This window comes from Mesorhizobium sp. WSM4814, from assembly GCF_055811595.1.
Genome location: NZ_JBVVQT010000010.1, coordinates 60,903 through 82,161, shown reverse-complemented (window position 1 = coordinate 82,161; position 21,259 = coordinate 60,903). Strand labels below are relative to the sequence as shown.

Genomic DNA, 21,259 nt, shown 5'->3' with positions numbered 1-21,259 from the left:
CCAAGACGGTTGAGGGGTATTGGAAGAAATGAGGCGTCGGCGTTCTCGGGAACACCCCTCATCCGACCGCGCTTCGCGCGGCCACCTTCTCCCACAAGGGGAGAAGGGAAGTGCGTTGCCCAGCCCGTTCGCGATCTACCGCGCGCATGGCGCGTTGCAGGCCGGCCTCATGGCTTTTTACTGACTATCCCCAGCGCTGTGAAAGCAGCAGCCACGCCGCCCTGGCGCAGGCGTTCGAGATGGGCGGCCGCGAGGTCGATCAGCGTCAGGCGCTCGGCACCGCCCTTGGCGAAGCCGGCCAGGTCGAACACCGCCACCACCGCTTCGCCAGCCGACAGATGCCGAGTGTCGAGTGCGGCCAAAGCCAGGTCGAGCGGGTCGGTGAAGTGGTTTTCCGGCAAGGCTTTGCCGCGCGCCTCGCAAGCCGCGATCCAGGCGGCGACCACCAGCATCAGATAGGCGGGCGGGGCACCGTCACTCATCCGTTCCATTGCCGAGGCAATGATGCGCTGGGGCAGTTTCTGGCTGCCATCATTGGCGATCTGCGCCGTCCGATGGGCGAGCGCGGTGCTCGAATAGCGCTTGGCAAGCTGGGCCGTGTAGTCGGTCGTGTCGAGCCCGGCGTCCTTCGGCAGTGTCGTGATCGCCTCGGCCCACAATCCGTCGACAAATTGCTGGATCGCCGGATCGGCGAAGGCGCGGTCGACCGTCTCAAAGCCGCTGAGCAGGCCAAGATAGGCGATCGCCGAATGCGAGCCGTTGAGCAGGCGCAGCTTCATGTCCTCGAACGGCCCGACGTCACCGACCATGGTGACCCCGAACCTTTCCCAGGCCGGCCTGCCCGCCGGGAAATCGTCTTCGACCACCCATTGGCAGAACGGCTCGGTCATGACAGGCCAGGCGTCATCGACGTCGAGCTGGCCTGATATCCGTGCCCGGTCGGCATCGGTGGTCGCCGGCACGATGCGATCCACCATGCTCGACGGAAACGCCACCTCATCGGCGATGTGGCGGGCGAGATCGGTACCGCGCAAAGCGGCGAATTCGACCAGCAGCCGGCGCAGCGTGGCGCCGTTGGCCGGGAGATTGTCGCAGCACAGCACTGTGAATGGCTGGATACCGGCGGCGCGGCGGCGCGCAAGCGATTCGGCCAGAAAACCATGCGCCGTTCGCGGCATTTGCGGGTTGGCCAAATCGTGGACGATGTCGGCTTGGGCTGTGTCCAGTCCGCCACCTGCCGCCCTGAGATAGGCTTTTTCGGTGATCGTCAGCGTGACGATGGCGGTGCGCGGATCGGTCAGCGCGGCCAGCACCGCGCCGGGATCTTCCGGGGCCACCAGCATCGACAGGATCGAGCCGACGACGCGCAGGCTTTCGCTGTCGCTGCTCCTGACCGCCAGCGTGTAGAGCCCGTCCTGCGGCGCCAGCGCGTCGCGTGTGTCGGCGCTGCGCAGCGAAACGCCGACAATGCCCCAATCCATCTCTCCCGCCGCCAGGCAGTCGTCGACATAGGCTGCCTGATGGGCGCGATGGAATGCGCCGACGCCGAGATGGACGATGCCGGGTACGGCACGGTCGCGGTCGTATCCGGGGACCGCGACCGAGGCCGGCAATGCCTGCCGCGTGCTGTTGGAAAGGCGTCTGTCTGTCATCGTGCGATGGGTCTGATCGAGCTCGTGCCGGGCGTGGCAGGCATGCGGCGTAACATCCGTTTCGTTCCCGCACAATGGGCTGACGTTGCGTTAAAGTCATCATACAACAATCTATTTTTTGTATGTTGACATTATTTCTTTCCGATCCTACCGATGGCCGGGTTGGGAGGAACGACGTGGCCGTATTGACCGATCCGGATTTGCTGTTTCCCTCGGAGGCGCGTCCGCTGTCGCTCGCCCGCGACCTTTACGCCGCTGTCAAGGATCTGCCGATCGTCAGCCCGCACGGTCACACCGATCCACGCTGGTATGCGCTCAACGAGGCGTTTTCCGATCCGGCGCAATTGCTTGTTGTGCCGGACCATTACATCTTCCGGATGCTGTTCAGCCAGGGCGTCCGGCTCGAGGATCTCGGCGTGCCAACGCTCGACGGCTCACCGGTGGAGACTGACGGCAGAACGATCTGGCGGCGCTTCGCCGAGCACTATCATCTGTTCCGCGGCACGCCGACGCGGCTGTGGTTCGACCATGTGCTTGCCCATCTGTTCGGCATCGAAGAGCCGCTGACGGCCGCAACCGCCGACGGCCATTACGACACGATCTCGTCCTTGCTGCAGTGGGAGAATTTTCGCCCGCGAGCCCTGTTCGAGCGCTTCAACATCGAGGTCATCGCGACGACCGAAGGCGCGCTCGACGATCTCAGATGGCACCAGATGATCCGCGACAGCGGCTGGGAGGGCCGCGTCGTCACCGCCTACCGGCCGGACGCCGTCGTCGATCCCGATTTCGAAGGCTTTTCTGCCAATCTCGATCGACTCGGCGACATCACCGGCTGCGATACCGGCAGCTGGGCCGGCTATCTCGATGCGCATCGCCAGAGAAGAGCCTTCTTCAAAAGTTTTGGCGCGACCGCGTCGGATCACGGCCATCCGACGGCGGAGACCGCCAATCTGTCGGATGCTGCCGCGCATGAACTGTTCAACCGCATCCGCCGGGGCTCGGACGACGAGCGTGAGCGAAAACTGTTTCGCGCCCAGATGCTGACCGAGATGGCCAAGATGAGCCGCGACGACGGGCTGGTCCTGCAGATCCATCCCGGCTCCTGGCGCAATCATTCGCCTGCCGTCTTCCACAAGTTCGGCAGGGACAAGGGTTTCGATATCCCGACCAGAACCGACTATGTGACGGCGCTGAAGCCGCTGCTCGACTGCGTCGGCCTGGAGCGCGACCTTGCAATCATCCTCTTCACGCTCGACGAGACCAGCTATGCGCGCGAACTGGCGCCACTCGCTGGCGTCTATCCTGCGCTGAAGCTCGGGCCGGCCTGGTGGTTCCACGACAGCCCTGAGGGCATGCGCCGGTTCCGCGAGATGACCACCGAGACTGCCGGCTTCTACAACACCGTCGGCTTCAACGACGACACCCGCGCCTTTCCATCCATCCCGGCCCGCCATGATGTGGCGCGTCGGGTCGATTGCGCCTTTCTTGCGCGTCTCGTCGCCGAGCACCGGCTCCGCGAGGACGAGGCGCACGAGCTGGCGCAGGAACTTGCCTATACGCTCGCAAAAAAGGCGTACCGGCTCTAACGGCGCTTGCCGCCATCGTTCAAACGGGAGGAACCAATGCTGCATTTTTCTAGACTGGCGGGAGCTACGCTACTGGCCGCCGCACTGATGGCCGGAACGGCAAGCGCCCAGACGGTCCTGCGCTCGTCCGACACGCACCCGGACGGCTATCCGACGGTCGAGGCTGTCAAATATTTTGGCGAGCTGGTGAAGGAGCGCACGGCCGGCCGCTATTCGGTCGATGTCTATCATTCCGCGCAGCTCGGCGAGGAAAAGGACACGATCGAGCAGGTGCGCTCGGGCGTGATCGACCTCAACCGCGTCTCGATGGCGCCGTTCAACGGACTCATCCCCGAAACCACCGTTCCCTCGCTGCCCTACATCTTCCGCTCGGAAGACCATATGCACAAGGTCATGGACGGACCGGTCGGCGACCAGATCGCGGCGGCGTTCGAACAGGTCGGGCTGGTGCTGCTCGCCTTTTATGACGGCGGCGCGCGCTCCTTCTACAATTCGAAGAAGCCGATCAACACTGTAGCCGATATGGCCGGCTTGAAATTCCGCGTCATCCAGTCCGACATCTTCGTCGACATGGTGGCCGCACTCGGCGCCAACGCGACGCCGATGCCGTATGGCGAGGTGTATTCGGCGATCGAAACCGGGGTCATCGACGGCGCGGAGAACAATTTTCCGAGCTACGACACCGCCAAGCATGCGGAAGTCGCCAAGCACTATTCGCTCGACGAGCACACGATGGTGCCGGAAGCCTTTGTCATGGCAAAGTCGAGCTGGGACAAGCTGACGCCGGAAGACCAGGCGATCTTCAAAGCGGCCGCCAAGGAAAGCGTCGCCAAGCAGCGTGAGCTGTGGGCCGCCAAGGTCAAGGAATCGCGTGCCAAGGTCGAGGCGGCCGGTTCGCAGATCACGACGCCGGACAAGCAGCCCTTCATCGACGCGATGGGACCGGTCTACGAAAAGCACGTCAAGGACGACAAGCTGAAGGCGATGGTCGAAGCCATTAGGGCCGTTCAGTGATCAAGCGGCGGCGCGGGCATTCCGCGCCGCCACCCTCTTGCGGAGAGAACCAGTGACCTCCAGCTCAGAACAGAGACCGTCCCTGTCCGGCATCGCGCGCGTGATGTCCCGCGTCAGCACGGCGGCGCTGTGGATCGCCGGCATCGGGCTGGTGCTGATGACCGCCTTCGTCGCCTGGCAGGTGTTCGGCCGCTATGTTCTGAACCGCTCGCCGAGCTGGACCGAGCAGGGCTCGGTGATGCTGATGAGCTGGTTCATTTTCCTCGGCGCTGCCGTCGGGGTGCGCGAGAACTATCACCTCGGCTTCGACGTCCTGCTCTACGTGCTGCCGAAAGGCGGAAAGCGTTGGCTGAGGATGATCTCGGATCTCGTCGCGCTCGCCTTCGGCATCGGCATGATCTGGTATGGCAGCCAGCTGGTCGCGCTGACCTGGGGCGCCACCTTGCCGTCGCTCGGCATATCGGGGGGCTGGGACTACGTCCCGCTTGTCGCGGGAGGCGCGCTCATCGTGCTGTTCACGCTGGAGCGCATCGTGCTTCGCCTCTCCGGTGCGCCGATCGACGATGCGCTCGATGAGCTGCCGCCGGCGGAAGTCGCAGCCGAACTCGACACAGCCAACGTGAAGGTCTGACGCCATGGAACTCTGGATACTCTTTGGCGTCTTCACCGTCCTGATGCTCATCGGCACGCCGATCGCTTTCTGCCTCGGCGTCGCAAGCTTTGCCACCGTCCTCTATATCGGCCTGCCGCCGCTCATCGTGTTCCAGCGCCTGAATTCCGGCATGAGCGTCTTTTCGCTGCTGGCCATTCCGTTTTTCATCTACGCCGGCGACCTGATGGTGCGCGGCGGCATCGCCAGCAAGATCGTTGCCTTCGCCGGCTCGCTCGTCGGCCACATGCGCGGCGGCCTCGGGCAGGTCAACATCGCGACCGCTACACTGTTCGGCGGCATTTCGGGCTCCGCGGTGGCGGAGGCAGCGGCGGTCGGCGGCTTGATGATCCCGCAGATGAAGGCGCGTGGCTATGGAGCGGATTACGCCGTCAACGTCACGTCGATGGCGGCGCTGATCGCGCTGCTGCTGCCGCCGTCGCACAACATGATCATCTATTCGATCTCGGCAGGCGGAAAGATCTCCATCGCCGACCTGTTCACCGCCGGCATCATCCCGGGCCTGCTGTTGGCCCTGGCACTGATGATCACCGCCTATTTCGTGGCGCGCTCACGCGGTTATCCGACCGAGCCGTTTCCGGGCTTCGCCGCCGTCGCGCATCTCTTCGCCGTCGCGGTGCCTGGCCTGCTGCTGATCGCGATCATCTTCGGCGGCGTGCGATCGGGCGTTTTCACGGCCACAGAGAGTTCCTGCATCGCCGTCATCTATGCATTGCTCGTGACTGTCCTGGTCTACCGGCAGATGACCTGGGAAGGTTTCGTTCATGCCACCCATGGCGCCGTGCGCACCACGGCCATGGTGCTGCTCATCATTGGCATGGCAGCGGCGTTCTCGTGGTTGATGGCCTTCCTCAAAGTGCCGGCAGCGCTGATAGCCTCGATGAACGCGATCTCGGAAGATCCGCTGGTCGTGCTGCTCCTGCTCAACCTCTTGATGCTGTTCCTCGGCACCTTCATGGACATGGGACCGACGATTATCATTTGCACGCCGATCTTCCTGCCCGTGGCACAGGCCTACGGCGTCGATCCGGTGCATTTCGGCGTCATCATGATCCTCAACTTCGGCATCGGGCTGAACACCCCGCCGGTCGGCGCAGTGCAGTTCGTGGCGTGCGCGGTGGGCAAGATATCCGTCTGGGAAGCGATGCGCTCGATCTGGCCGTTCTATGGGGCCGGCCTCGTGGTGCTGGGGCTCGTCACTTACATTCCGGCCATCTCGCTATGGTTGCCGAGCGTCTTCAAATAGGGGCTGGCAATGGCATCGGATATGGGAATCAACCTGAAGGTCGAACGCAAGCCCAAGCTGTCGGAGACCGTGGTCGCGGCGATCCGCAAGCAGTTGCAGGCGGGCGAGATCCAGCCAGGCCAAAAGCTGCCGACCGAGGGTCGGCTGACCGAAACCTTCGGGGTCAGCCGCACCGTCATCCGCGAAGCGCTGGCCAAGCTTGCCGCCGACGGTCTGGTCGAGCCGCGCCAAGGCGCCGGGGTCTTCGTCACCGAGCACATTTCGACGATGTTCGGCACGCTGGCCGCGGACATCCGCAGCAAGGATTCGATCGCGCTCAACGTGCTGGAGGTGCGCCTGGCGATAGAGATCGAATCCGCCGGGCTGGCCGCTATCCGTCGCAATGCCGCGCAGGAAGCGGCGATCCAGGAGGCGTTCTTCGAGTTCGAGCGGCTGCTGTTGAACAGCGAGCCGACAGGTCCGGCCGACCTCGCCTTCCACCGGGCGATCGCCAGCGCCACCAACAATCCGTTCTATGTCGAGATGCTCGACGTGCTCGGCCGGCGCGCCATTCCTTGCGACGTGACATCGCCGTGGTCGACAGAACTCGCCCAATCCGACGCCTATCAGCGCGGCCTGCAAGACGAGCATCTGGTGATCCTGAACGCCATTACATCAGGCGATGCCGAGTTGGCGCGCGAAGCGATGCGCGCGCATCTCAGCGCCAGCCAGCAGCGCTATCGCGAGCGCCTGCATGCACGTCAGATTTTTTATGCCGATTCGGTCAAGGCCGCGGCAACCGAATGACCAATGAGGCAGCCCAATGGGACAGCAATGAATCACACTGAAAACCACACCGACTTCACCTCGCGCTTCGCCATCGACCCTGTCACCGCCGCGGCAATGGGGACGGACGAGCTCCGCCACAATTTTCTGATCGAAGGCCTGTTCCAGCCCGGCCGCATCGGCCTGACCTATACGCATTACGACCGCATGATCGTTGGCGGCGCCATGCCTGCCGGGACACCGCTTCCGCTGCAGGCGATCAAGCCGACCGGAACAAAGAACTTTCTCGATCGCCGCGAAATGATCGCCGTCAACATCGGCGGCGCCGGCATCGTGAAAGCCGGCGGCCAGTCCTACGAGCTGCAGCCGCGCGACATGCTGTATCTCGGCATGGGCGCCAATGAGGTGTCATTCGCCTCAGTCAATCCAGCCGAGCCGGCCAAGTTCTATCTGCTCAGCGCGCCGGCGCATCAGAGCCATCGCAGCCAGCTGATCCGCATCGGCGATGCCAAGCGCCTCGATCTCGGCAGTCAGGCGACCTGCAACGAGCGCTCGATCTTCCAGTTCATCCATGCCGAGGGCGTCAAAACCTGCCAACTCGTCGTCGGCATGACCCAGCTCGCCCCAGGTTCGGTCTGGAACACCATGCCGTGCCATGTGCATGACCGGCGCATGGAGGCCTATCTCTATTTCGACCTGCCGGAGACGGCGCGGGTGTTTCATTTCATGGGCGAGCCGGACGAGACGCGCCATCTCGTCATGCGCAACGAGGAAGCGGTGCTGTCGCCGGGTTGGTCGATCCATTCGGGCGCCGGCACCTCCAACTACGCCTTCATCTGGGCGATGGCCGGCGACAATGTCGACTATACGGATGTCGACCCGGTAACGATGGAAGAGCTGCGATGAGCGACCTCTCGGCTTTCAGCCTGGCCGGCAAGCGCATTCTCGTCACCGGCGCCAACACCGGCATTGGCCAAGGCATCGCCCTGTCGATCGCGCGCGCCGGTGGTGCGGTGGTCGGCGTCGGCCGCTCTGCAATGGATGAGACCGCGGAAAAGATCGCTGCTGCGGGCGGCGGCTTCGAGGCGGTGCGCTGCGATCTTGCCGACCACGCCGCCGCCCAGGCGATGCTCGATCGCGTCTGGGACGAAACCGGGCCGCTCGACGGACTGGTCAACAATGCAGGGATCATCCGGCGCGCCGACGCCGTCGATCTGGGGCAAGCCGATTGGGAGGATGTCATGGACGTCAACCTGAAGACGGTGTTTTTTCTCAGCCAGAGCTTCGCCCGGCGCGTGCTTGCCGATCCCGAACGGCGCGGCAAGATCGTCAACATCGCCTCGGTGCTGAGCTTCCAGGGCGGCATCCGCGTCGCCTCCTACACCGCCTCGAAACATGGCGTGCTCGGCATCACCCGGTTGCTCGCCTGCGAATGGGCGTCGAAAGGCATCAACGTCAACAGCATTGCGCCCGGCTACATCGAAACCAACAACACCGAGGCGCTACGTGCCGACCCGGACCGCAGCACGGCCATTCTGGCGCGCATTCCGGCCGGGCGCTGGGGCGGGCCGGAAGACATCGGCGACGCGGCCGTCTTCCTGCTGGCGCCGGCGTCAAACTACATGCATGGCGCGGTTGTGCCGGTGGACGGCGGCTGGCTGGCACGATGAGGCGCATGCCCATGATGAGGATGTGGCGATGACCGGAACGAAGATCTTTGCGCATGCCGGCGAGGGCGCGTGGACGCCGACCGCGGATGGTAACCGCAGGCGCGTTCTGCTGCACACGGACGAACTGATGATGGTCGAGTTTGGGTTCGACAAGGGCGGTGTCGGCGCGCTGCATTCGCACCCGCATGTCCAGGCGAGCTATGTCGCCGAGGGCCGCTTCGAGGTCACCATCGACGGCACGACCGAGATCCTGGAAACGGGAAGCAGCTTCATCGTCCCTTCCAACCTGATCCACGGCGTCAAGGCGCTCGAGGCCGGCCGCCTCGTCGACAGCTTTACCCCGCATCGCGCCGATTTCCTCGTCTGACGAGAACCCCGCAGGTCACTACGAAGCGGCAGCCGATCTCGGAAGCAAAAAGCCCGCGCCTCCGGAGAGACGCGGGCGTGTTGCCTGGGCGCTTGTGGCGCCGCGGTACTCAAAACATCACCGCAGGACCTGACCCTGCCGAATCATGGTGAAGATAGGATTAATCGGCCCGAGCCGTTGCGCGATATTCACAGCCAAAGTGAATAGAGGCTGGAATCACGCTCGCATATCCGCCAATGAGGGGGATAACTTTTCAGACGGAGCCGACGGAGACAGGACTTGAGGAGCGTTCGAATGTCCGAATCGGCTGTCCAAGCGGTCACCCGACGATTCGCCAGGGAGCTTTGGCAGGTAACGTCGCCGCTGACTCGGGCCGTTCCCCCAATGCCTTTTCGGGCAGCGCCGATCATAGAAATTCCCTGATGCAGGCAGCGGCGGCGAGCGTCCCGGCGGAGGATCCCAAGCGGCGCGTCCTGAAGGACGTGTTCGGCTTCGACGATTTTCGTCCCGGCCAGGACGCCGTGACGGAGGCGCTGCTGGCCGGGCGTCATGTGCTGGCTGTCATGCCGACCGGCGCCGGCAAATCACTCTGCTACCAGGTTCCGGCGCTGGTCCTGGGCGGCCTCACCATTGTCGTTTCGCCGCTGGTGGCGCTGATGCAGGACCAGGTCGCCGCATTGCGTCTTGCCGGCGTGGCGGCCGATACGATCAATTCCTCGCTCGACCGCGATGCCAATGTCGCCGCATGGCGCCGCGTCGCGGCGGGCCAGACGCGCCTGCTCTATCTTGCACCCGAGCGGCTCATGACCGCGCGGATGCTCGAGGCGCTGGCCAGGCTCGACATCCGGCTGATCGCTGTCGACGAGGCGCATTGCATCTCCCAGTGGGGGCCGTCGTTCCGGCGCGAATATGAAGAGTTGTCGCGGCTGCGCGACATTTTCCCTGATGTGCCGATCATTGCGCTGACGGCGACAGCGGACGAGGCGACGCGCACCGACATCGCCGGACAGCTGTTCGCCGGGCGTGTCGAAACCCTGGTGCTGGGCTTCGACCGGCCGAACATCAAGCTTGGCGTCGAGGCCAAGCACGACAGCAAGCGCCAATTGCTGGGCTTCGTACAGCGTCATGCCGGCCGCAGCGGGATTGTCTATTGCCTGTCGCGCAAGAAGACGGAAGAGATGGCGGCGTTCCTCGAGAAGAACGGCGTGCGCGCCCTGGCCTATCATGCCGGCATGAGCAAGGACGCGCGTGAAGCAAATCAAAACGCTTTCATGACCCTGTCGGGCGTGGTGATGGTGGCGACCATCGCCTTCGGCATGGGGATCGACAAGCCTGACGTCGCCTATGTCTTCCACACCGACCTGCCGGGCAGCCTCGAAGCCTATTATCAGGAAATCGGCCGCGCCGGCCGCGACGGGCGGGCTGCCGAGGCACATATGCTCTTCGGTCTCGGCGACATTCGCATGCGGCGGCTTTTCATCGACGACGAGGACGCGCCGGCGGAACATAAAAGGCGCGCGCATGGCCGGCTCGATACGCTGATCGGCTATTGCGAAACGGCCCAGTGCCGTCGCCAGATCCTGCTTGGCTACTTCGGCGAACCAGCAATGCCTTGCGGCAATTGTGACAACTGCCTTGACCAGACGCCGCATGCGGATGGCGAGGCGGAGGCGCGGATCGTCTTCGCGGCCATCGCGCAGACCGGCGAGCGTTTTGGCGCCGCCCATGTCGTCGATGTTCTGCTCGGCCATGAAACCGAGAAAGTTCTGGCCAGGAACCACCACAGGCTTGCCAGCTTCGGGACCGGTGTGGCGCACAAGAAGGATGTCTGGCAGTCGCTCATCCGCCAACTCGTCGCGGGAGGGTTTCTGACGTTGGACTCAGGCGGCCATGGCGGCCTTGCCATCGCCGAAAAGGGCCGTGAGCTGGCCCGCGGCGAGGTTCCGTTCCGGTATCGCGTAGAGGTGCGGAACCGCGCGGCACGAGACAAGACTCGTCCCACCCCGAATGCTACCGCGGGTACTGAAGACCTGGATACCGCGCTTTTGGCCACGCTCAAGGCGGTTCGGCTGCGTCTCGCCCGGGAGCGCCAGGTGCCGGCCTTCGTCATCTTCTCCGATCGCACGCTGATCGACATGGCCGAACGCTGCCCGCGCGACCTCGACGCCTTCGCAGCAGTCAACGGCGTAGGTGCCGCAAAACTCAGGGAATTCGGCGAGATCTTCCTCGGCGCAATCGCTGCGCACCAATCCCGTGGATCGGCCTGAGACAGCCAAGGATCAAGTCCGCGGTGCTGCAGCAGGTCAATTTGCGAGACAGCATTTCTTCGCTTTCTTGACGCGGCCGTCGTACCACGCGCTGTGAACCAGCGGCGCCAGATCGCGCAAGCCAAGCCGGGCGATTGCCTCCAGCCAGGCGATCCAGGCGAAATCGTCGTCACCGGCCAGCCTCTCGGTGTGGAATCGCTCGAGAAAATCTCGCATTCGGTCACGCTCGATGCGGCCTTCCCAGGTCAGGAAGGTCGCTGCGCCCAAAGCTGCATCGCGGACGTATTCATCGACAGAGCGGTCGCTGATCAAGCTGAACAAAGCGTCGGCGTCGCCATCAAATACGCCGGCGACGATACGCGCCATGCTCTCGGTCACCACGTCGCCGAGCAGGTCATCGAGCTCGCGTCCCGGACGGCGCAGCAGGCGCAACAAGGGCCCGAACGTTCGAGTGTCGCGAGCGCCGCCCAGGATGTAAAGCCGCATCTCATCATCCCGCGACAGATCCTCTCCTTCGGCCGCTCTTGCGATGACCGCCCGCAACGCGGGAGCGGATTCTTCAATCCTTGCGATGCAGTGGGCGATGGCGACGTCCGGAAATTGCCCTTCGCGTGCCAGGTCATGCAGTTGATCTTCAATCGGACCCAGATCGAAGGCGGGCCCGCCACGGCCAAGGACGGTTTCCAGCTCTTCCTTCTTCATGGCATCCTCGCTGTCGTTCGTGCCTGGCAAATCTACGACAGACCGGCTGCCTTTCAACAGTTCATCCGCCGCACGAACGGCAAATACCTGTGCAGAAGGTCTCAGACTCGCGGGATCGCTTCGACAATGCTCGGCCTTCGGCAGCAGGCGCCGCAATCAGCACCTGCTTCGTCTCACAGCTGCGATCGCAGCCTCCTGCTGCTGCAATTGCTCGATTTTCGCGTTCTGGCGGGCAGTGACGGTAGTGGCGACACGCCGGGCTCCCCATAGCCAGTTCGGAATGTTGGTTTTCGCGACTTTGCCCCGGGTGATCGCTGTCGCCGACAGCTCCTTGGCGACTTCGCCCATGGCCACGTTGAGTTCGACGCAACTCATCCTGTCGTATTTCGCTGCATCAAAGGATGCATAGAAGGGCGAAGCGCAACCTCCGACAAACACGAGACTGCATGTCAGGGCCGTGGCTGTAGAGATGGCTTTCATTTTATCAAGCAGATTTGATGCCGGACGGGCGAATGAGGCATGTGAAGCTCTACAACACTCTGCCCTGGGCGTCATTCCCTATTCAACCGCGAAGAATTTCGAGAGAGCCGCTGCGGTCTGGTGAGGGTGCTCTTCTGGAAAGAAGTGCCCGCCCGGAACGGGACCTCCTTCAACTCTGTCGGCCCATTTCCTCCAGATAGCCAGCGGGCCGCCTTGCTCCGCATACCAGGTCTCGAGGCCGCCTTGGCTACTCCACAGTGCCAGGAGCGGACATTTGATGCGACGACCGTTTATCTGGTCCAGCGCGTCATGCTCACGATCGATCGTGGCAGCGGCCCGATACTCTTCGCAAATCGCATGAATATGAACGGGATCGCGAAGCGCCTTGACATAAGCCTCCCTGATCGTTGCAGAGAACATTTCTGCCGGCGATCCCCACTGCACAATCGCATTGTCGACGATGGCATCGGGCGCCGCGCCGATCAGCCGCTCCGGCAGCGGTTCCGGTTGCGCAAGAAGGCTCCAGGGCCAGAAGCCGAGAGCCAGTCTGGCATCCGCCCTGTCCCACGCGGCGGCGGTCGGGATGACGTCGAGGACCGCGACCTTGGACATCTCATCGGGGTGATCGAGTGCCAGGCGATAGGCGACCCGCCCACCGCGGTCGTGTCCGGCAACCATGAACCGCTCAAAACCCAACTGCTGCATGACTTGAACCATGTCTGCGGCCATGGCGCGTTTGGCGTATGGGCTATGATCGGCCGAGGAGACCGGGCAGCCACTTTGCCCATAGCCGCGAAGATCGGCGGCGACGACTGTGAAGCGGGGCGCCAGGGCCGCGGCAATATCCCTCCACATCAGATGCGTTTCTGGAAAACCATGAAGCAGCAGCAGCGGCGGACCGGTTCCGCCGACCCTTGCGAAAATGGTCGTGTCGTCCAGTTGCAAGCTGGTGGCCCTGAAACCTGCAAACACCGTTTTTCTCCTCGGTGTGCCTCAGGCGACAACGCACAAGGTGGCAGAAGGATCACTGTCGGCTGCTTTGCCTGAATTTGTGGCGGCCCTGGAATTCTCCTCAATTGCCAGGTACGGAAACTGCGGCCACTGATATTTCGATCGGCGCACCCCATATAGCGCCAGAGTGTCGCTTGAGGATTTGCCAAGATGATTTCGCGTTCGAGCCGGTTTGCCGTTTTGTTTGCAGGACTGTTCCTGGCTTTTTCCATGGTCACGGCCGATTACGCCGAGGCGCGGCGTGGCGGCAGCTTCGGCAGCCGCGGCACGCGCACGTTCCAGTCGGTCCCGCCGACCAGGACAGCGCCACAGCCGGCCGCGCCGGTCGAGCGCTCGATGACGCCCAACACCGCAACGAACAATGCGGCGCGCCAGACACCGGCAGCCCAACGACCAGGGATCTTCAGCGGCCTCGGCGGTTCGATGATGCGCGGCCTGCTGCTCGGCGGTCTGATCGGACTTCTTTTGGGCCAGGGGTTCGGCGGCTTGGCTGGCATGTTGGGCCTGCTGCTGCAAGGACTGCTGATCGGCGGCACGATCATGCTGATCATCCGCTTTTTCCGGTCGCAATCGGCACGCAACCAGGCGCCTGCCATGGCCGGTGTGCCGCGGAGCATGGGCAATTTTGGGCGAAACGCGGCAGCCCAGCGCGAGGCGGACAACGTCACATCTTTCCCCATTCCAGGCATCGGGTCTGGCTTTGGCCGGACGGCTCCAGCCAACGATCAAATTACGATGACGCCGGCCGATCTCGATACATTCCAGCAGCGGTTGACCGAAGTTCAGGAAGCGTTCGGGCGTAAAGACCATGCTGGCTTGCGCCGGCTGGCGACCCCCGAGATGGTGTCGTACCTGTCCGAAGAACTTGCCGACAATGCCAAAAACGGCATCAGGAACGAGGTGTCGAACGTCAGCCTGCTGGAGGCCGATATTGCGGAGAGCTGGCGGGAAGATGATCGTGACTACGCGACGGCTGCCCTGCGCTACGAGTCTCTTGACGTGATGCGTGATCGCGCCAGCGGCAAGATCGTCGCCGGCGAAGCCGATCGGCCGACGGAAACAACCGAACTGTGGACCTTCACGCGCCAGAACGGCGGCGACTGGAAGCTGGCGGCAATACAGCAGCCCTGACCGATACGCTGCAGCCTCGGCGGTTCACGTCCTCTGGCGATGGCTTCAGTGGCAGGAACGTCGAAGCCCGCGGCATCGATAGTCACTCGCGATGGCGCAGCGCATCGACCAGGGCAACGAAAGCAGGCGAGGATTGCCGGCGGCTCGGATAATAGAGATGGTAGCCATCCCAATAGGGCGACCATCCTTCCAGGACCCGCGCCAGCCGCCCTTTGGCGATGTGGGGAAGGGCCATTTCTTCCGGAACATAGCCGAGGCCGCGGCCGGCCAGCGCGGCGTCCAGGACATGAAAGATGTTGTTGAAGACGAGTTGCCCATCGACGCGAATTTTGATCTCGCGGCCGTTCTCCTCGAACTCCCACACATAAAGAGCCCCGGACGTTGGAAAACGGTAGTTGATGCAATTGTGCTGCACGAGGTCCTGCGGCTTCTCCGGCGCGGGATGCTCGGCAAAGTAGGATTCATCGCCGACGACCGCGAAGCGGAAATCCGGTCCGATGCGAGCCGAGATCATGTCTTTCGCAAGCTGTTCGCCCATGCGGATCCCGGCGTCGAAGCGCTCCGTCACGATGTCGGTGAGGCCGTTGTCGAGCAGGAGTTCGACCTTGATGTCGGGATATTTCGGCAGAAAGCGTTTCAGCTTGGGCCAAAGGATGCTGCTGATTGCATAGTCAGGCGCTGACAGCCGGATGGTTCCGGCGGGCTTTTCTCTCAGTTCGTTCAGGGCATCGACCTCGATTTCGATCTGGTCAAAGTGCGGCCCAATCCGCTGCAAAAGCCTCTCACCCGCCTCCGTGGGAGCCACCGCGCGCGTCGTGCGGGTGAGCAGGCGAACGCCAAGGCGCGCTTCGAGTTGACGGATGGTGTGGCTTAGCGCGGATTGCGATATGCCGAACCGGGCTGCGGCGCGCGTAAAACTACGCTCCCGAGCAACAGCCAGGAACGCGAGCAGATCATTGACATTCTGCCGCGACACTCATGAATCCTTGTAGCCAGAACTCGATTATACCGGATAAATCGAAGGCGAACACAGAGACTTCATTGAGCGGCAGCTATTCAATCCGCCGCTCGCCCCCGGCGACGAACTACGAGCGGATTGCGCAGGTTTCAGTCGGCGCGTTCAACGCGGATGGTGACCGGACCGGGACGGTCAAAGATCGAGACATCGCCAGTGACCTGCCCGAGCCTGATGATGCCAGGCGCCGGGAGGCGACCGCTCCGATAGTAGATCACGAAATGATCGGAACTCCACAACCCAAGCGTGCCGACAGAGAACTCGCGCTGCCGCGCCAGCTCGGGCAAGGCGGAAGGCAGATTGCCGGTCTTTTCCTGGCGCAGATGATCGGACATCTCTATCGTGAGCGGCAGCATCTGCGCCAGAGATTTTGCGGCCTCGTTATCGGCGAGATCGGCTGTGACCTCGCCCCAATCCGAAGAGATGCGAATGCGTTCTTGAGCCATGGCAGGTCCAACCGTTCCGATTGCGATAACAGCGGCGCTCAGCAATAGTTTCAGCATGCGGTCGTATCCCCGATCAATGCTGATGGAGCCTGTACCGTCTGGTACAGGCTCCATCGCGCCGTTCACGCAGAGAGATGCTGATTGAAGAAGCTGGTCAGCTTGTCGAACGGGATCAGGTCGACGCGATCGTAGAGATCGACGTGCCCGGCGCCGGCAACCCACACAAGCTCCTTCGGCTCGGCCGCTCGCTTGTAGGCATCCTCGCTGAACTCGCGGGAGTGGGCCTGGTCGCCGGCGATGAACAGCATCGGGCGCGGCGAGATCGTCTCGATGTCGTTGAACGGGTAGAAATTCATGAACTTGACATTGCTGGTCAGCGTCGGATGCGTGGTGATCTGCGGGTTTGCGCTTGCGGGCGTGAATTCACCCCGCGTCGTGCGGTAGAAGTCATAGAATTCTCGCTGGATGGGATGGGTGCCGGCGGTCAGCTCGTGCACAGTGCCGCCGGTATATTCGACCGCGGCGCCTTCAGACTCGGCCCAGCGCTGCTCGGCAGCTGCAGCAATGATCTGCTTGCGCTGTTCGATGCTCAGCGAATGATTGAGCGCGTCGCGATTGGCGGCCCCCATGTCGTACATGCTGACGGTCGCGACGGCGCGCATCCGCGGGTCGATCTTGGCCGCGCTGATGACGAAGCTGCCGCTGCCGCAGGCGCCGATCGCGCCGATGCGGTTTCTGTCGACGAATGGCCGCGTACCGAGGAAATCGACGGCGGCGCTGAACGCTTCGGCGTAGACGTCAGGCGAAACGATCTGGCGGGCCTCGCCCTCGCTTTCGCCCCAGAACGGCAGGTCTATGGACATCGCGACGAAGCCCTGTTCGGCCATCTTGGTGGCATAAAGATTCGCGCTCTGCTCCTTCACCGCACCCATCGGATGCCCGACGACGAGCGCCGGATGGCGCGCATTGCGGTCGAGCTTGTTGGGAATGAACAGATTGCCCGCAACGTTCATCTCGTATTGGCTCTTGAAGGCGATCTTTTCCAGCGTCACCCGATCACTGGTGTAGAAGTTGTTGGCGCCGTTTGACATGTCTTGAGCCTTTGCGAAGGGGATGTTGAACAGCGACGCCGCACCGAGCGCGGCAACGCCGGCGCCGGTCAGCTTCAGCAGATCACGCCGGCCAAAGTCGACACTGGACTGTGGTTCCGCCGTGCTCTCGATTCCGATCTGCTTGTTCATGCCTGTCTCCTTTGATCGTCCTGAACTGTCGCAGGGCTGCCGGGCCATGCTCATTTCCTCGGCATGCGCGGCAGTGTTGCGAATGTGTGAAATAGAATAGCGACGACGCCGGCGATCGATTAGGCGGCAAAATCCGCATGTCGTTATGAGGATGATTCATCAATCGAATAGCGCAGGCTCGTCCCGAAGGTGAACAGATTCGTCCGCCTCCGGCCGCATCTGCATGCACAGGAAGAAGATCGTCACCGTGCCCGCCGATCAAGGTTCGGCGTCAACGAGTTCGACGATGGCATTTGGCCCTTGAGCCTCATGCCCTATGATCTTGGATACTTCGACCTGGAACAGAGGACATTGGCAAAGCCCCATCCCACATTCTTGGCGCAGCCGGGACTAGCCACCTCTGCGAACGGTGCGGAAAGCACGAGTTCATGCATGTCGAGACGCAAAACCAACCGCTCGGGAACGGCGGGGCATTCGGGTTAGGCGGCTTGCCGAAAGGTTCGAATCCTGTCGGGTGCAGCATTGCCGCAGTTCGCTTGCCGACAACTATTCCTGCTCGAATTGACAGGGCCAATCTTCAGGCCTCGTCAAGCCAGAAGGCAACTCGGTCCGGGCGTCTCCGCAAGCCATGTTGAGCTGCCACTGGGACAGACCCGCCGAATTGGAAAGGTCGACGCCCTCGATATGGGTCAGAAAGAAAAAGGCGTGGTCAAAGTCTATCGACGCGGTGAACGTCGCTCCTCGGAAGTCCGCGCGTGCGAGATTGGCAAACGAGAAGCGGCTGCCGCTGAGATCGGCGCCATGGAACTGCGCACGCCCCAATTCTGCCTTTGTGAAATCAACGTTGGTCAGATTGGCGTCCTGGAAATTCGAGCGCTGCATTTCCGCGCTCGCAAACACAGCGCCCTGCGCGTCCATACGGCTGAAGTCGGTCCTGTAGGCCTCGATTCTGTCGAACCGGGCGCCTTTGGCGGTCGAGTCGGCCAGGGAAGCACGCACAAGCGTTGCCTTCTCAAGATTTGCCGCAAGGAGATTGCTGTTCCTGAGGTCGGTCGAAGTGAAATCAACACCGAACAGGTTCGCCCCGCTCAGGTCCTGTCCTTCCAGGATGAGAAGCTTCTTGTCACACTCGTGCCAATTGACGCCAGGCGTCGCGGCTGCGTGGCAATTGTGAGCAGCAGTGGCGTTCTGCCAAGCAAACACAGTGCAAATCGCCAGAACCAAGCCGGATGCGGCGTAAGCTCTGGTTCGCCTCAAAGTCATGGTTGCTGGACCTCTGCTACTCGCCGACACTCAACCTGACCACATCTGCTGACACTCGAGAGTGCTCCTCGTCTACACCACCGTCAACCCGGGAGCAGAGAACCTGGCGACGGTCGCCGCAGATGCCCAGCGGACGTCAACAATGGGAACCCTGCTCGGGTGCTGACCGCCACCGCCGGCGTCCGCCGCCGACAAGCGTGAATCCGCTTGGGTCCGCACCGATCGGTACTTCCCGACGGCGAGGTTGACCCGGCACGGGGTGCTAGTCGCGTATCCTGATTCCGCTGTCGCTACCCCACGACTTCGCTTAGCGAGGCCGAAGTTGATCTGTGCCATCTACCAGTTCGAAGCATGAACCCCGCATATTTGTGTCGTAAGCTGACGTGCCGCGAATACGGCGTTTTCGGTAGGCGGGCTTTATGGCGGGCGCGCAACCTATTCTTTGATTTTTATCAATGTAAACAATGTCGTATGGCGGAGAGGGAGGGATTCGAACCCCCGATGGGCTTGCACCCATGCCGCATTTCGAGTGCGGTGCATTCGACCACTCTGCCACCTCTCCGCGGTCATGGTCCGCCGTTGCCGGCGCGGCGCACTAGATAACGGCTGGACGGACAGGTTACAAGGGCCAATCTGCCTGATATCAGGCTTCTCTCCGGGCCGTATTGGTCGTTGTTCGCTACCTCCGCCGCCTGTGCCAACGGCACCGTCTTGCTTTCGGCCGTTTGCCTTGACTCGCGCTGCACCTTCGGCTAGGGACAGCGCGCAATCGGCGTGGAGGGCTCTTCCGCGCCGCTTGCTTTTTGAACCCGCAGACTGACAAAAAGACGGCCGAACCGCCTGAAGCGGTTCGTCAAGGCCGACCGAACAGCGAAAGGCAAAAAATGTTCGCAGTCATCAAAACGGGCGGCAAGCAGTATCGCGTTGCCGCCAACGATCTCCTGAAGATCGAAAAAGTCGAAGGCCAGGTCGGCGACATCGTCGAGATTGGCCACGTGCTCGCGCATGGCGAGGGCGAGAATGTCACATTCGGCGCGCCGTTCGTCGACGGCGCTTTGGTCACCGCCGAAGTTGTCGAACAGGGCAAGAACCGCACCGTCATCGCTTTCAAGAAGCGCCGCCGGCAGAATTCGCGTCGCAAGATCGGCCATCGCCAGCTGTTGACCACCGTGCGGATCGCCGAGATCCTGCTGGGTGGCGCCAAGCCGACGAAAAAGGCCGCGGCCAAGGCCGAAGCGAAGGCCGAGATTGCCGCAAAGGCCGAGGCGAAGGCTGAAGCCGCCCCGAAGACCGAAGCGAAGACCGAGGCAGAGGCTGCGCCGAAGAAGGAAGCCAAGGCAAGCGAAACCGCCGCGCCGCTGTTCAAGGCGCCGAAGGGCGAGCCGGACGATCTGACCGTGATCAAGGGCATCGGTCCGGTTGCGGCCGGCCAGTTGAACGAGCAGGGCATCACGACCTTCGCCCAGATCGCCAAGCTGTCGGACAAGGATATCGCCAAGATCGACGAGCATATGCCGTTCAGCGCCGACCAGATCATGGACTGGCGCGAGCAGGCCAAAGATTTGGCGAAGAAGTAAAGCGGACCGGCGCGATCGCCGTCGGTTCGGACTTGAAACGGAACGCGAACGCGTTCATAAGACCCTTTAAGCGCCTAGCGGCGCATCGGAGTTAGTTAGATGGCACACAAGAAAGCTGGCGGTTCGTCGCGCAATGGTCGCGACTCCCATTCCAAGCGGCTCGGCGTGAAAAAATTCGGCGGCGAAGCCGTGATTCCGGGCAACATCATTATTCGTCAGCGCGGCACGACGTGGCATCCCGGCACCAATGTCGGCATTGGCACGGATCACACGCTGTTTGCGCTCGAAGCTGGCGCAGTCACCTTCAATAAAAAAGCCAATGGCCGAACCTACGTATCGGTGAACCCGATGACCAAGGCCGCGGAGTAGCCGGTTCCGCACGAGAACACCGGCACCCATCTCGGGAACCGGTGTCTGGCCAAGCCAGGAAATGGATCAGGGGAGATGGGTTCCATCTCCCCTTTTTCTTGCCTGGAGGACTGACATGGTTGCCGAAGCGGATGACACAGACGGTGAAAGTTACGCGATAGATTGTCCGGTCCTGGTGACCGAGCGGCTGGTCCTGCGGGCACCGCGCGAAAGCGACATCGAGCAACTGGTGGCGCTCGCCGACAATCGCCATGTCGCCGAAATGCTGGCCCGCATGCCGCACCCCTATGGCGAGGCCGAGGCACGCGCCTTCCTCGCGATGACGGCATCGCGCCGGGCCGGCATTGCCTATGCCTTGACCCTGGCCGGCACCGAAACCTTCGTCGGATGCGCCGGCCTCAACACCACCGATCGCGGGCTGGAGCTCGGCTACTGGATCGGCGAGCCCTACTGGAAGCGCGGCTATGCGACGGAGGCCGCGCATGCGCTGGTCGACCTCGCCTTCCAGAAGACGGCGATCCAGGTGCTGCATGCCTCGACGCGGGTGATCAATCCGGCCTCGCGCCGGGTCATCCACAAATGCGGCTTCCAATATGCCGGCCAGGGCATGCTGAACTCGATCGTCGCCGGCCAGGTGCCGGTCGAGCGCTACCGCCTCGATCGCAAGACCTGGACCAGCCTGCGGAACTGGGTCCATTTCTAGGCATGTCGATCTTCAGGTGAGGCCGGCCTGCAAATGGCGGCTTCCTGCGCTTCCGGTGCTCACGTACCAAAAGTACGCTCCGCT

General features: G+C 62.7%; 21 protein-coding genes, 1 tRNA gene and 1 pseudogene. 14 read left to right on the top strand and 9 right to left on the bottom strand.

Annotated features, from left to right (window positions below; genetic code table 11):
* Positions 1-167 precede the first annotated feature (167 nt).
* Entirely contained in the window at positions 168-1,652 is a 1,485-nt protein-coding gene (locus AC0L2V_RS17135; protein WP_473513247.1) for a mannitol dehydrogenase family protein, read from the bottom strand.
* Positions 1,653-1,828: 176 nt separating this feature from the next.
* On the opposite strand from AC0L2V_RS17135, the gene uxaC reads away from it, so the two are divergent.
* The 9 genes from uxaC (at position 1,829) to recQ (ending at position 11,237) form a co-directional block, all read left to right on the top strand.
* Positions 1,829-3,238 (top strand): glucuronate isomerase, encoded by a 1,410-nt coding sequence (gene uxaC, locus AC0L2V_RS17130; protein ID WP_473513249.1) that lies wholly within the window; start codon positions 1,829-1,831, stop codon positions 3,236-3,238.
* A gap of 36 nt (positions 3,239-3,274) precedes the next feature.
* Positions 3,275-4,252, top strand: a complete 978-nt coding sequence (locus tag AC0L2V_RS17125; protein WP_287050659.1) for a TRAP transporter substrate-binding protein — start codon at positions 3,275-3,277, stop codon at positions 4,250-4,252.
* Positions 4,253-4,355: 103 nt separating this feature from the next.
* Positions 4,356-4,883 carry a TRAP transporter small permease gene (locus tag AC0L2V_RS17120; RefSeq protein ID WP_091600171.1) on the top strand — a complete coding sequence of 176 codons (528 nt, stop codon included), beginning with the start codon at positions 4,356-4,358 and terminating at the stop codon, positions 4,881-4,883.
* A gap of 4 nt (positions 4,884-4,887) precedes the next feature.
* On the top strand, positions 4,888-6,168 hold the full coding sequence (locus AC0L2V_RS17115) for a TRAP transporter large permease (RefSeq protein ID WP_292597357.1): 1,281 nt from the start codon (positions 4,888-4,890) through the stop codon (positions 6,166-6,168).
* A gap of 9 nt (positions 6,169-6,177) precedes the next feature.
* A complete protein-coding gene (locus AC0L2V_RS17110) occupies positions 6,178-6,954 on the top strand; it encodes a FadR/GntR family transcriptional regulator (protein ID WP_473520668.1) in 777 nt (258 codons plus the stop codon).
* Between the two features lie 27 nt (positions 6,955-6,981).
* Positions 6,982-7,839: a 5-dehydro-4-deoxy-D-glucuronate isomerase gene (kduI, locus tag AC0L2V_RS17105; protein ID WP_473513252.1), complete on the top strand. Its 858-nt coding sequence runs from the start codon at positions 6,982-6,984 to the stop codon at positions 7,837-7,839.
* Positions 7,836-8,603, top strand: a complete 768-nt coding sequence (kduD, locus tag AC0L2V_RS17100) for a 2-dehydro-3-deoxy-D-gluconate 5-dehydrogenase KduD (protein WP_287072167.1) — start codon at positions 7,836-7,838, stop codon at positions 8,601-8,603. Before kduI ends, kduD begins: the two co-directional genes overlap by 4 nt.
* Positions 8,604-8,631: 28 nt before the next feature.
* Positions 8,632-8,970, top strand: a complete 339-nt coding sequence (locus AC0L2V_RS17095; protein WP_473513255.1) for a cupin domain-containing protein — start codon at positions 8,632-8,634, stop codon at positions 8,968-8,970.
* A 422-nt stretch (positions 8,971-9,392) separates the two neighbouring features.
* A complete protein-coding gene (recQ, locus tag AC0L2V_RS17090) occupies positions 9,393-11,237 on the top strand; it encodes a DNA helicase RecQ (protein WP_473513257.1) in 1,845 nt (614 codons plus the stop codon).
* 36 nt (positions 11,238-11,273) lie between these two features.
* Here recQ and AC0L2V_RS17085 read toward each other — a convergent pair whose 3' ends face one another.
* The 3 genes from AC0L2V_RS17085 to AC0L2V_RS17075 form a co-directional block, all read right to left on the bottom strand.
* Positions 11,274-12,095, bottom strand: a complete 822-nt coding sequence (locus AC0L2V_RS17085; RefSeq protein WP_473520667.1) for a DUF1186 domain-containing protein — start codon at positions 12,093-12,095, stop codon at positions 11,274-11,276.
* Positions 12,096-12,419 carry a hypothetical protein gene (locus AC0L2V_RS17080; protein ID WP_473513260.1) on the bottom strand — a complete coding sequence of 108 codons (324 nt, stop codon included), beginning with the start codon at positions 12,417-12,419 and terminating at the stop codon, positions 12,096-12,098.
* Between the two features lie 78 nt (positions 12,420-12,497).
* On the bottom strand, positions 12,498-13,391 hold the full coding sequence (locus AC0L2V_RS17075) for an alpha/beta fold hydrolase (protein WP_473513262.1): 894 nt from the start codon (positions 13,389-13,391) through the stop codon (positions 12,498-12,500).
* Between the two features lie 189 nt (positions 13,392-13,580).
* Here AC0L2V_RS17075 and AC0L2V_RS17070 point away from each other — a divergent pair, with 189 nt between their 5' ends.
* Complete coding sequence (locus tag AC0L2V_RS17070) at positions 13,581-14,561, top strand: Tim44 domain-containing protein (protein ID WP_473520666.1); 981 nt, start codon at positions 13,581-13,583, stop codon at positions 14,559-14,561.
* An 82-nt stretch (positions 14,562-14,643) separates the two neighbouring features.
* On the opposite strand, the gene AC0L2V_RS17065 is transcribed toward AC0L2V_RS17070, so the two are convergent.
* From AC0L2V_RS17065 to AC0L2V_RS17055, 3 genes are all read right to left on the bottom strand, one after another.
* On the bottom strand, positions 14,644-15,537 hold the full coding sequence (locus tag AC0L2V_RS17065; protein WP_473513264.1) for a LysR family transcriptional regulator: 894 nt from the start codon (positions 15,535-15,537) through the stop codon (positions 14,644-14,646).
* Positions 15,538-15,668: 131 nt separating this feature from the next.
* Complete coding sequence (locus AC0L2V_RS17060; RefSeq protein ID WP_473520665.1) at positions 15,669-16,148, bottom strand: cyclophilin-like fold protein; 480 nt, start codon at positions 16,146-16,148, stop codon at positions 15,669-15,671.
* Positions 16,145-17,263, bottom strand: a complete 1,119-nt coding sequence (locus tag AC0L2V_RS17055) for an alpha/beta hydrolase (protein WP_473513267.1) — start codon at positions 17,261-17,263, stop codon at positions 16,145-16,147. The genes AC0L2V_RS17060 and AC0L2V_RS17055 overlap by 4 nt, the downstream gene beginning before the upstream one ends.
* Before the next feature lie 202 nt (positions 17,264-17,465).
* Between AC0L2V_RS17055 and AC0L2V_RS17050 the strand changes: the two are divergent.
* Positions 17,466-17,617 (top strand): annotated as a pseudogene (locus AC0L2V_RS17050) (IS481 family transposase); the annotation flags it as partial.
* 192 nt (positions 17,618-17,809) lie between these two features.
* Here the strand turns inward: AC0L2V_RS17050 and AC0L2V_RS17045 are convergent.
* Positions 17,810-18,526, bottom strand: a complete 717-nt coding sequence (locus AC0L2V_RS17045; protein WP_473513354.1) for a pentapeptide repeat-containing protein — start codon at positions 18,524-18,526, stop codon at positions 17,810-17,812.
* A 472-nt stretch (positions 18,527-18,998) separates the two neighbouring features.
* Positions 18,999-19,088, bottom strand: a tRNA-Ser gene (locus AC0L2V_RS17040).
* A gap of 322 nt (positions 19,089-19,410) precedes the next feature.
* Here AC0L2V_RS17040 and AC0L2V_RS17035 point away from each other — a divergent pair.
* The 3 genes from AC0L2V_RS17035 to AC0L2V_RS17025 all read left to right on the top strand — a co-directional run bounded on the left by AC0L2V_RS17035 (position 19,411) and on the right by AC0L2V_RS17025 (position 21,175).
* Complete coding sequence (locus tag AC0L2V_RS17035; protein WP_473513269.1) at positions 19,411-20,103, top strand: 50S ribosomal protein L21; 693 nt, start codon at positions 19,411-19,413, stop codon at positions 20,101-20,103.
* A gap of 99 nt (positions 20,104-20,202) precedes the next feature.
* Positions 20,203-20,472 carry a 50S ribosomal protein L27 gene (gene rpmA / locus AC0L2V_RS17030; RefSeq protein ID WP_023678077.1) on the top strand — a complete coding sequence of 90 codons (270 nt, stop codon included), beginning with the start codon at positions 20,203-20,205 and terminating at the stop codon, positions 20,470-20,472.
* 115 nt (positions 20,473-20,587) lie between these two features.
* Positions 20,588-21,175 carry a GNAT family N-acetyltransferase gene (locus AC0L2V_RS17025; RefSeq protein WP_473513271.1) on the top strand — a complete coding sequence of 196 codons (588 nt, stop codon included), beginning with the start codon at positions 20,588-20,590 and terminating at the stop codon, positions 21,173-21,175.
* Positions 21,176-21,259: the final 84 nt, after the last annotated feature.